Source organism: Acinetobacter sp. ANC 4218 (genome assembly GCF_002135245.1).
GTDB lineage: Bacteria > Pseudomonadota > Gammaproteobacteria > Pseudomonadales > Moraxellaceae > Acinetobacter.
The window spans coordinates 88,557-100,344 of sequence record NZ_NEGD01000002.1; the positions used below are offsets into that span (position 1 = coordinate 88,557).

The 11,788-nt window shown below is 46.7% G+C and carries 10 protein-coding genes; all 10 read right to left on the reverse strand.

From position 1 onward, the window contains the following. Window positions 1–56 precede the first annotated feature (56 nt). Window positions 57–455: a Na+/H+ antiporter subunit G gene (locus B9T38_RS02115; RefSeq protein ID WP_086195214.1), complete on the reverse strand. Its 399-nt coding sequence runs from the start codon at window positions 453–455 to the stop codon at window positions 57–59. Window positions 456–466: 11 nt separating this feature from the next. Beyond that, entirely contained in the window at window positions 467–742 is a 276-nt protein-coding gene (locus B9T38_RS02120) for a monovalent cation/H+ antiporter subunit F (protein ID WP_086195215.1), read from the reverse strand. Continuing rightward, window positions 739–1,260 carry a Na+/H+ antiporter subunit E gene (locus B9T38_RS02125; protein ID WP_086195216.1) on the reverse strand — a complete coding sequence of 174 codons (522 nt, stop codon included), beginning with the start codon at window positions 1,258–1,260 and terminating at the stop codon, window positions 739–741. Before B9T38_RS02125 ends, B9T38_RS02120 begins: the two co-directional genes overlap by 4 nt. 2 nt (window positions 1,261–1,262) lie before the next feature. Further along, window positions 1,263–3,071, reverse strand: coding sequence for a monovalent cation/H+ antiporter subunit D (locus B9T38_RS02130; RefSeq protein WP_086195217.1), 1,809 nt, complete (start codon window positions 3,069–3,071; stop codon window positions 1,263–1,265). Continuing rightward, window positions 3,071–3,436, reverse strand: a complete 366-nt coding sequence (locus B9T38_RS02135) for a Na+/H+ antiporter subunit C (RefSeq protein ID WP_086195218.1) — start codon at window positions 3,434–3,436, stop codon at window positions 3,071–3,073. The genes B9T38_RS02130 and B9T38_RS02135 overlap by 1 nt, the downstream gene beginning before the upstream one ends. Before the next feature lies 1 nt (window position 3,437). Beyond that, complete coding sequence (locus B9T38_RS02140; RefSeq protein ID WP_086195219.1) at window positions 3,438–6,275, reverse strand: monovalent cation/H+ antiporter subunit A; 2,838 nt, start codon at window positions 6,273–6,275, stop codon at window positions 3,438–3,440. Window positions 6,276–6,665: 390 nt separating this feature from the next. Then, window positions 6,666–8,033 carry an ATP-binding protein gene (locus tag B9T38_RS02145; RefSeq protein WP_086195220.1) on the reverse strand — a complete coding sequence of 456 codons (1,368 nt, stop codon included), beginning with the start codon at window positions 8,031–8,033 and terminating at the stop codon, window positions 6,666–6,668. 30 nt (window positions 8,034–8,063) lie between these two features. Continuing rightward, window positions 8,064–9,569 (reverse strand): UvrD-helicase domain-containing protein, encoded by a 1,506-nt coding sequence (locus tag B9T38_RS02150; protein ID WP_086195221.1) that lies wholly within the window; start codon window positions 9,567–9,569, stop codon window positions 8,064–8,066. A 13-nt stretch (window positions 9,570–9,582) separates the two neighbouring features. Continuing rightward, window positions 9,583–10,365: a bifunctional phosphoribosyl-AMP cyclohydrolase/phosphoribosyl-ATP diphosphatase HisIE gene (gene hisIE / locus B9T38_RS02155; RefSeq protein ID WP_086195222.1), complete on the reverse strand. Its 783-nt coding sequence runs from the start codon at window positions 10,363–10,365 to the stop codon at window positions 9,583–9,585. Window positions 10,366–10,595: 230 nt separating this feature from the next. Further along, window positions 10,596–11,675, reverse strand: coding sequence for a patatin-like phospholipase domain-containing protein (locus B9T38_RS02160; protein WP_086195223.1), 1,080 nt, complete (start codon window positions 11,673–11,675; stop codon window positions 10,596–10,598). Window positions 11,676–11,788: the final 113 nt, after the last annotated feature.

Consider the following 11,788-nt stretch of genomic DNA (forward strand, 5'->3'; position numbering starts at 1 on the left):
AATTTGTGTAAAACGGTATAAAATTTTAAGTTAAGTTTAGAACAACAAGAACGGTTTTAGCTGACATCATTATGTGAATCATTTTCTGTTTTGGGATTGCGACGCCGGGTACGCTGCCAGGGTAAGGGACGTTCAAGTGCTTCAGGTACTTCACCACTGGTTGAGCGTAAACGTAAATGCAGTGCTGCCTGTGCCATAAGATTTGCAGACACGGGTGCAGTAATGAATGCCAGCAAAGTCAATAACAGTTCGGCAAAACCAACGCGTCCCTGAAAGGCTGAAAAGATCATGGCAGCAATCAGGAAACTGCCCAGACCCAGGGTACTGGATTTGGTCGGCGCATGCAGGCGCATAAATAAATCGGGCAGACGAACCATCCCAATGCCGCCCACCAGCATGAAGAATGAGCCAATCAACAAAAAAATTGAGACCAGGATTTCCATGAGAAGTTGCATCGCTGTTGCTCCTAGTCGACCACATGGCCAGTGGTAAAGTAGCGTGCCAGCGCTGCGGTAGACACAAATCCAAGCATGGCAACCAATAAGGCACCTTCAAATAAGGAGGTACTTGCCCAGTAGATACCCAGAATGACCACCAGACAGGTCGCATTCAGAAACAGGGTATCCAGTGCTAAAAGCCGGTCCACGATGGAAGGGCCGATTACCATACGGATCAGGCAAAGAAACATGGAAATGGTGATTGCGACCATACACAGACCAAGTGCATAAGGCAAAATACTCATGAATCTTCTCCTAATTCCACATCAAAAATTTCGATCAGTGCTTTTTCATAACGATTTTTAATTTCGATAATATCGATCTCGGCATTATCAGTACTCAGGGCGTGAACCAGAATATCACCACGATCGTGATCGATCCCTGCGGTCACGGTACCCGGCGTGGTGGTAATAATCAGGGCCAGTAAAACATTGACCTGTTCATGCTGGGTTTCCAGAGGCACACGAAACCATTTCGGATGCAGTTTATGGGTGGGACCAAGCACCTGTTTGGCTACTTTAATATTACAAACAATAATGTCCCATAACACCACAAAGAATAATTTTATGGCCAGAATCCAGTGAATATTTGGGGTGTTGCCAATAAACGGTTTGACTAGATATGGAATGGCAATGCCCAGCAATAAAGCCATCAGCAAGGTTGCCAGATCCAGACTATGCGCCAGCATGATCCAGCTTAAGGCCACAATCACGGAGACGAAGGGATGCGGCAGCCAGCGGTCCAAAAACGATGTTTTTTGCATGTTTAAGGCTCCATAGGCTTGAGTTTGGCATCATCCGGATCAGTGGCTTGCTGGTCTTGCTGCTGTCTGATCTGGCGTTGTTTATATTCTGAAATGTGCTCACCTTCTAAAGTCTTTTTCGAGATGATATACGGAATCAGATGTGCATTTGGATCGACGGTTTCACCGCCATATTTGGTTTCAGGTAAATTTTCAGGATTATAAGGCTGTACGCTAATCACCTGATTCAGGTCATCTTTGTGTAAAATGACATCTTCATACACAGCATTATTCTGGATCTGTTCAGCCGTTTTAAACATGTATTGCTGAATCGGATTTGCGCAAACCATATAGAGTACCAAGCCTGACAACAGCAAATAAATGGTTTTGTCATTGCGTATCGGGGCATGATTGGGTATGGCTTGATATGCTTTAAATGCTTCGGTTTCCGCTTGATCTTCAGGTTTGCTGGCACGCCAGAACAGAATGAATCCCACCCGGGTAAAGGCAATAATGCTGAGTAAACTCACCAGTAGCACCACCGCAATAATTACACCCTGATAAGGGGAATGTGAAGTCGCCTGCAAGATAAAAACCTTGCCTAAAAAGCCGCTAAAAGGCGGTAAACCCGCCATCATCAAGGCAATGAAAAAGAAGGTCAATGACACTGCTTTGTGCTGTTTCATTTTCGGAGCGATGTTGAAATGATCTTTGAATGTACTGCGCTGTGAGGTAATCCAGCCACAAAGCAGATAAAAGGCAGCGCCAATAATGGTGCTATGCACCAGATAGTACAGTCCTGCAGCCCAGGCCAAAGTATTAAATAATGAAATGGCAATCAGCAGCGTGCCAATCGAAGATAAAATCATAAAGCCGACAAAACGGCGTAAACGCTCCGCGCCAATGGCACCAATCACGCCATAAATCGAGGTAACCAAACCGATCGGAAGTAACCAGTTTGCCAGAATATCCTGACTGAAATCATCATCAAAAATCGTGCCATTGACTCGAAGAATGGCATAGATCCCCACTTTGGTCATAATGGTGAAAATGGCAGCGACCGGAGTGGTGGCTACGGCATAGGTTTTCGGTAGCCAAAAACCGACTGGTAACATTGCAGCCTTGATGCCAAAGACCACAAATAACAACAAGCCGCCTGCAACGGCCAGGATATGCTGATCTGGTTCTAGCAGCGGGATTAAACGTGCAATATCGGTCATGTTTAAACTGCCGATACTGCCGTAGATCATGCCTAGACCAATCAGGAACAGTGCAGAGGCCAACAGGTTTATAGTGACGTAGTGAATACCGAGTTGAAAACGGGCCTTGCCTTGTCCGTGTAGCAGCAGGACATAAGAGGCCATCAACAGGATTTCAAAGAATACGAATAAATTAAATAAATCCCCGGTCAGGAATGCACCGCACAAGCCCATGAGCAAAAAATGGAACATGGCATGGAAATAACGCCCTTGAGTATCCCATGCATGACTGGCAAACCATAAGATGGGTGTAGCCAGAGCGTAGGTCAGCACCAGCATCAGTGCGGAAAGCTGATCCAGAACCAGCACAATACCGAACGGGGCAGCCCATTCACCGAGGTTATAGGTACTGATTTGTCCGCTGCTGGCGAAGATTAAATACACGATGGCAGTGCTTAAGCCCAGGATTGACGAGACATAACTAATGCCACGACGCCAAGGTTGTCGCCAGTCGTGTGCTAATGAACCTTTGCCGGGATTGCCCAAAAGAACCAGTAAGAAACCGGTAAATGCCGGAATTAAAATGCTAAATATTGGGGTGTGTTCAGTCCAGAACTGGATGAATGCATTCATTAAGGCTCATCCTCGCGCGGGTCAATCGGGGTGATTTCTTCTTTTGAGTCGACATGGTCGGTACCGCTTTCATAACGGCTGCGTAAAGCCAGCTGGACAATAAAGGCCGTAGTGGCAAAACCGATCACAATGGCTGTCAAGACTAGCGCTTGAGGTAAAGGATCGGTCACTTTGCTGGTTTCAGTCAGTATAGCCGGGGCATTGACCTGAATCCGTCCCATGGCAAACAGGAACAGATTGACCGCATAGCCAATCATGGCCAGTCCTAAAACCACGGGAAAAGTACGTGCACGCAAGATCAGATAAATTCCCGTGGCAACCAGTAAACCAATGGCAGAGGCAACTAAAAACTCTAGACTAATCATTTTATTCCCCCTTCAATACTGGACCAGACATGCTGGAGTGGCGTGAGTCACCCAGGACGGAAATCATCAACATGGTGGCACCCACGACGGTGACATAGACCCCGACATCAAATAATGCAGCGGATGCCAAATGGATATCACCTAACAGGGGTGGAGCGATATGCACATGGGCACTGGTCAGGAATGGACGTCCCCAGAACCAGGCAGCGAGTCCGGTCAGTCCTGCAATGCTTAGACCTGAACCAATCCAGATTTCATATAAGCGGCCGGATTTGGCTCTGAGCATCTGTTCAGCCTGGTCTTGTCCTAAGGCAATGTACTGGATCACCAGGGCCAAAGCGGTAATCAGACCGGCAATAAAACCACCACCGGGCAAGTTGTGGCCACGCAGGAAGATATACAGGCTCACCACCAGCGCCAGAGGCAATACCCAGGATGCAGTAATACGAAACATCAGCGGAGAGGGATTAAAGCGGTAGGTCAGGCCCTGGGTAATGGTGGTGCCGTGCGCACGCATGCCATCCATTAAACACAGTGCGCCAATTGCAGCAATACCCAGTACGGTAATCTCCCCAAAGGTATCGAAACCACGGAAGTCGACCAGAATTACGTTGACCACATTGGAACCGCCACCGAGTGGCAGTGACTGCTGCAGAAAGAACCATGAAATCGAGTTGTGGTCACGGGTCAGCATTAGCCATGTAATCCAGCCAATCCCCAGACCACCACCCATGGCAATCAGGGCATCGCGCCAGCGCCGTGACACACTGGACTCATAAGGAGTGAGTTGTGGTAGTAAGGACAGGCTCATCAGCAGCAATACCGTAGTGACTACATCTACCGTGATTTGAGTCAATGCCAGATCAGGTGCAGACAAGGTCACAAACACTAGGGTCACGACAAGTCCGACAGCACCGCTAATCAGCACGGCCTTAATCCGTTCATGGTGAAACCACAGCATCATCCAGCAGGCTGAGAACAAGAGCAGCCACAACACAATGGCAATTGCTGGCGCATGGATGAGTTCACGTGTACCAGTGGTCAGGCCTTGATTGATAAAGGGCATAGTCAGCAAAGCACCACTAAACAGTACAATCCACATCAGATAGCTTTGCAGTGAACCATTTTCAGTTTGCCGTTTGAACTTGCGTGAACTCAGTAACAGATGTTTTAAAAATAAATCAAACAGCACTCTACCCTGGAATTTGCCCAAGATAGGATCAAGATCAATTTCCCGAATGCGACCGCCTTTGGCCAAAGCAAAATAGAAAATGATCCCGCCCAGCAGTGCCACAATACTCATCACTAAAGGCAGGTTAAAACCATGCCAGATGGCTAAATGGCTACCGGCAAAGTCAGACACTTGAGTGCTGGCACGTGCAGTTGCATTGACAATATTTTCCACCAGCAGCGCAGGTACAAGGCCGACCAGAATACATAAAACCGCCAGCAGTATGGCGGGTATACGCATGCCCAGCGGCGGCTCATGTGCTTGCCGGTTCGGGACCCCTGCACCAATTGGACCATCAAAAAATACCCCATGCACTAAACGGACCGAATAAGCCACGGCAAAAATTCCGGCCAGGGTTGCCAGAATGGCAGAAACAATAAGCACAGGACCTGAAAGACTGGCCAATAGTTCAGTAAAGAACATTTCCTTCGACAGGAAGCCATTGGTCAGTGGCACACCGGCCATAGAGGCGGCGGTGATCATGGTCAGGGTGGCAGTAAAGGGCAGGAGTTGCCAGATCCCACTAAGTTTACGCAAATCACGGGTTCCGGTTTCATGGTCAATGATCCCGGCAATCATGAACAAAGCCGCTTTAAAGGTGGCATGGTTAATAATATGGAAAATGGCAGCAGCAATTGCCAGTGGTGAACCTAATCCCAGTAAGCACACAATCAAGCCTAAATGACTGATGGTGGAGTAAGCCAATAAGCCTTTTAAGTCTTCCTTGAAAATGGCAAAGAAGGCAGCCATACATAAGGTGAACAAGCCCACGAAAGTCACGATATTGTGATACAGCGCTGCACCGACAAAAATTGGCGTAAAACGTGCCAGCAGGAAAATTCCGGCTTTGACCATGGTGGCAGAGTGCAAATAGGCTGAAACTGGCGTCGGAGCTGCCATGGCATTCGGCAGCCAGAAGTGAAACGGAAACTGTGCACTTTTAGTAAAGGCACCCAGTAAAATCAGCAGCAAGCTTGGAACAAATAATGAGTGACTTTGAATTTGATCCTTCATCGTCAAAATCTGGTCAATCTGATAGGTTCCGGTGATTTGGCCGAGCAGAATGAAACCGCCCAGCATGGCCAGACCGCCCATGCCGGTAATGGTCAGAGCCATACGTGAACCGCGCTGTGCCGCTTCGTAATTGCTCCAGTAACCGACCAGCAGAAAGGAGGAAATACTGGTCAGTTCCCAAAAAATAAGCAGTAAAATTAAATTGTTAGAAAGTGATATCCCGAGCATGGAGGCCATGAACAGCATCAGCAGAAGATAGAGTTTGCTCAGAGAATTTCTAGGATTTAAATAATAATAGGCATAAATATAAATGAGCGTTCCGATCCCGCTAATCAGCAAGCAAAACAACAGGCCTAAGGCATCCAGACGAAAGCTTAAGTCAATGCCTAACTGGGGTAACCAGGCCCAGGTTTGTGTGATGGTTACGCCATTAAACACATCTTTGGCTTCCAGCAGTAACAGGGTCAGACTACTCAGGCTGACCCCTAAGGCGGCTAAAGCCGTTAGCCCGCGTGAAAATTTCAGCCACGAGACAAGGGTTGTGCCTAGTACTAACGGTAGCAAAATAATAATCGGTAGCACACTCATATCCAAAGTCGTGAGTTAGGCTATAAACACCTAAGCGTGAATCTTATCTTCCAACGATTACAGGAATGCAAAGAACAATCCAAACTTCTCAATCTTGAAAGCCGGTTTGAGTTAAAAAATGAAAAACAAGCTGTGTTGCGCAACCTGTAAAAAAGTCATAGTAGAATCGGATTTTACTATTAAACTTTAAATATACATGATCTTATTGCATGAGTAAAACAACATCAATTATTTTTGCGCGCACACTTGGGTTTGTTAACATTTCATAAATACTTGCCTGACTTATTATACGCCCCTGCATGCTTGAGGGGCGTAGCGTGTTTAGCCAGATACAATGCTAAACAGGATTTTTTAAAGAGATACTGAGTATTTTCGAATACCATTCAAATTGTTGTGTCATGAGATAGGATGAGAGGAAGAGGTGTCATCCTGCTGTTGCATTAAGTGCAATAATTCTGTTTGTTGTTCGGGTGTTAAATATTGCTGGATCTGCTCTAACAGGCTTTGTGGGGTCATGCTTTCTGGTACAGGCTCGGTTAAGGCATCGGTTTCAATCACTTCCTCATTAAACACCAGATTTTCATAAATTGAATCAAATTCTTCCTTGAGCGGTTGCAATTGCATATCAAACAGCTGCTTATGTTCCAGTTTTAAACATTGATATTCCACTGCATGTTCTAGTAATTCCATGCGGTTGCCGGTGGCAATAATCTGCAGACGCGGAAACGCCTGATGCAGGCGTTGTAAAATTACTTGCGAGGTATTTTGATCCAGCTGGTGGTCAATGGCATCAATTAGCAAAATACCGTCGCCTTCCAGACAGGGATATAAACTTTTGGGATTTAGCAGGCACAAACGCCGTACAATATCTCCCACCAGGGCGATCCAGTTTTTAACACTGTTGGAAAGTTGCTGATAGAGCATGGTTTTTCCCGCATAACTCACCAGCAGTTGCAATTTAGGCTGATACTGCACATAAATATCTTCAAAATTGGGAAGAACGGTGCTCAAAACCTGTTTTAAAGCGTCCAGACTCGGCGCGTTCATTTGCTTTTGGGCATTGACCAATTGTTGTAAAAAATCTTTGTCTTTATTTTTCTGGATGGACGAATTGGTAATGAGCTGCTGAAACAGCTGCGCAATCTGGGCATTTTCAATATCGCTGATTTCACGAAACCATTCAAAGAAACGGCTAAAGGTGGTATAGGGAATGCTGGAAATTTCATAGGCATGTGAAGTCTGAAACACCACCGGATTATTTTTGCTCTGAATATTCATTTCATGGACAAAACGTTCTGCCGGGTAATAGGCAATCAAGGGCAAGCCTTGCTGCTGATCGTGCTTCAGCGCGTTATGATAGAGTTCCACCAGATTGTCCAATTGCTGGGTTTCGGCTTTGCTGGTGCCAATGCCATGACTATTTAAAGTTTTATAAATCTGCCAGTCACACGTCGTCAGGGTCTTGTCTGCAGCTTCGCTAGAGGCATTTAAAGTCCCAATATCGGGAGGAATCTGAACCCGAATATCAATTTTGGATTGCAGGCGGGTAAACATGATGTCCTGATCCTGCATGACCACACCGGCAGCACGCGAGTCTTTATAACGGGCTGCAAACCAGGTGAGTGCCTGATAGGTGAATTTTAAAATGCCAGTTTTACCGGAGCTTTGATCGCCCAGAATCAGGGTGATGGGCTTGTCATTAAAGTTCAGCTTGAGATCGGCAAAATGAAGCGCGTGTTTGAGTTGAATGGAGTCAATTTTCATAAAACACCTGCCTTGCAGCTAAAGCGAAACTTATTCTCCCACAGCTTTACGCAGCGAGACCGGCATTTGCTTTTTCAGCTGTTGTACCAGATCGTAAATGTGGTGAATATTTAAACTTACTTTAGCACGTGTACAAGCCACGTAAAGCAATCTTAACTCTTCGTCACTAATTTTATGGTCTTTTTCATTGACCTTAAACTGATAGTCATCTTCGATATGCACACGGTCCCATTCCAGGCCTTTGGCCTTGTGGGTGGTCGAGATAATGTAGTCGGCCTGTTCAATCGGGGTAATTTTGGCTAAGGCTCTTTTGAGTGGGTCGGTGCCGTGATCATCCACCAGTTTGACCAGCGGTTTAATGTCACTGCCATCATTGGTTTCACAGTATTCATGCACATCATGCCAGGAATTAAACCAAGCCAGTTCGGGTACATCGGTGACACGGCGGCCCTGTTTCAGCATACTGGCTGCATCGACAAAACGGTTTAGTCTGACATGATCGGCCTGCAAGCTGACTTTGTCGCCATGCACCAGTCCGGAAAGCAGCAATTCCATGGCGCGGGCATTGGTGCGGCACAAAATCGCATCACGCTGTTTGGTATGCGGTTTATTCACCACTTTAGAATTCAGTAACGGATTGCCGAGCAAGGGCACGGTTTCGTTTAATGCACCTAAAATAGCGTTGGCATTTAAGGCAATCTCTTCACCAAAACGGAACGAGGTGGTCAGGCGTGATTCAGGTAGCGGCAGCTGTTGCATGGCATTGACCGCACCACGCCAGGCATAAATCTGTTGATGGGCATCGCCGACATAAATCACCTGGGTATTTCTTTGACGTAGCAAAATTCCGAGCATCAGCGGGTCAGCATCTTGTGCTTCATCAAACAGCACATAGTCTGCAGGAATATTCGGTTCAGACAAGGCCCAAAGTTTCAGGTAAATATCATGCCCTATACCGGCTTGATGATTGGGATCAATCGACTCCAGCCAGCGCCGTTCAATGGCCGGATAAAGATGCTTCTGCAATTCTTCAATATCGTCCGGATGTAACCAGCTCGGTGCCTGCAGATGTCGCGGTGCCGGATACTGCGAACTGGTCGAGCAGAAATAGCTGACCGCATTGGCCACCAGACTGGCGAGACGCGACGGCATCATCACATATTTTTCATAACGGCCGCCCATCATCCGGCGCAGGGTAATCGGTTGTAGCCGGTATTCCTTGGCAATAAAGCTCGGACTTAAACGCGGCAAGCGCAGTTTGTCGGTGATACCACGCGGCACACTGCGAAAAGCCAGCGAGTGAAAGGTTCGACAGTCGACATTGCGATGAAATTTACTTTGTGCTTCTGCTGCAATGGCTTTGTTAAATGCCAGATACATGCCACGCCGTTCTGGCATGGCATCACTGATCATTTGCAGGGTGGTGGTTTTACCTGTGCCAGCATAGGCAATCACCTTGAAGGAATTGCCCAGACGCGCATTATCTATAGCAAGCGCTTGCTCGTAGGTGGGATTGGGCTTTTTAGATACTGACACGGTAAAGACTGAATTAATGCTGACGATTGGCTTTTTCCACCAAGCCAGACAGGCCTTGGCGACGCGCCAGCTCGTTTAATACCAGTTGTGGATCGAGGTCGAAATAACCCAGCATCACAATGGTATGGAACCATAAATCGGCAACTTCGTAAATCAGGTCGTTTTTATTGTCGGTATTGGCTTCAGATTTAAAATCTTTGGCTGCGATGATGGTTTCAACGCTTTCTTCACCGACTTTTTCCAGAATTTTGTTCAAGCCTTTGTGATACAGTTTGGCGACATAAGATGAATCCGGATCGGCTTTTTTGCGCTCTGCCATCATCTGGCCCAAATAATCCAGAACTTCGACCTGTTCAGACTGGGCAGTCGAGGCATTCATGGCTAGGGTATGTGGATTGGTTGATTTTTCAGCATAAATCTGGCTTGGATCTTTCAACTGTGCATCGACAATTTCCCAGCCATTTGCGGTCAATTTGCGATAAAAACACGATTCACGACCAGTGTGGCAGGCAATACCACCGTGCTGTTCAATCTGCAAAATAATCACGTCGGCATCACAGTCCAGACGGATTTCATGCACAGTCTGGAAATGACCGGATTCTTCACCCTTGTGCCATAACTTGTTGCGTGAACGGGAGAAATACACGGCCTGATTTTTCTCGGCAGTGAGCGCCAAAGCCTCCCGGTTCATCCAGGCCACCATCAGGACACGTCCGCTTTGATGATGCTGGGCAATGGCAGGGATCAGACCTTGTTCGTTAAATTTTACTTCATCGAGCCATTGCGCGTTGTTCATGAGAATTTCACCAAAAATATGTTCAAAATGGAAAACAGCGAATCAAAATCGCAGCTGTATAGTGTACGTGATTAGCGACTGTTTGAGAAAAAAATATACGTATGAACCTTTTGATTTCTGATTCAAGAGGTTCAGGTGCTTTATTCACCCAAGATTTTATAATATTCCAAGCATAGGAAAATAAACCGGTTCACTTAATCAAGCGCCTATAGTTTTTCCTCTACTTGATTTTATAAATCCTGCATCAGCTGCGGAAAATTCTGTTTTTCCACCATTTCCAAAAACTCATCCCCCATGCGCTGGCTTTCTGCTACAGACTGATTCCACATTTGAATCCGCTGTTTTTGGTCCAGCCCTTTTAGAGTGAAATCTTTACGATCCGGCAAGCGACCGAGCGGTAAGGACTGTAAATATTCGATTGAGGGGGAAAGTAGTAAAGTCCGTGCCTGATTTTCCGGATTGGCCTTGCGCTTTTTCAACATCTTGTCAAACCAGCCCGGAGTAATGCTGTCGCTAAAATGCGGATACAGCACAATGCCCTGGCTCTGAAACGGCAGATCAAGGTGATAATCAATTAAACCGCCATCACGGTAACTGCCTTTCGGGGCATCGGGAATATCTCGGATTGCCGCCATCACTCCGGGAATAGAAGCTGAAGCCATCAGCCAGGAGGTGACATTGCTGAGATTTAAAGGCTGATAATGCGTGGTAAAATCATCCTTGACTTTAAATTGTGTCCCCATTTCCGGTTGGCTGATTACCCTTTGCATAAACAGACGGTTGTGTTTACGTGCCACGGCATTACTGCCAATAATGCCGGCAACCGATGCCAGTAAAGGCAGGGATCTGTCACTCTGGAAAATGTGCTGGGCTTTGACCGAGATGACGGTCAGATGATAGTCCGGATGCTCAACCAGCTGCTGTTCTTTGCCTTGCATCAGATCGAGCAGCATGTTACGGCAAATTTGCCCTACTTCCTGCCGTGACATTTTTTTATGGAAATACAGGTTGGTATAAAGCTCCGCAAGGCGTTCGGTGCCTTCTTTTGCACCCCATGCAGCAATACTGGCAAAACGCCAGCTACCGATGGATGAACCAATCAGGGTTCTGCGCTGTGGCGCTTGTGCCAGAAAATCGCCAAAAATGGCTTGATCGAGGCCTTGAATGCCAAGGCCTTTGGGGCCACCTGCTGCACCGGGAACAATATCGACAAAATTCGCCTGCAAACCTTCTTTTTCAATGAGTTGGCGTGCCAACCGGCCAGCACGGACATTTAGAGAAGAAGGGCGTTTTTGCAAGATTTGCATCATGATCTATCATTCAATCTACAGGTGTACTGTTATTCTAATCTGTCTGGGGTACGCAACAATGGCGAGATCATTCAGTGAATGACTGATGAGTCAGTAAAAATAAAAATCCGCAT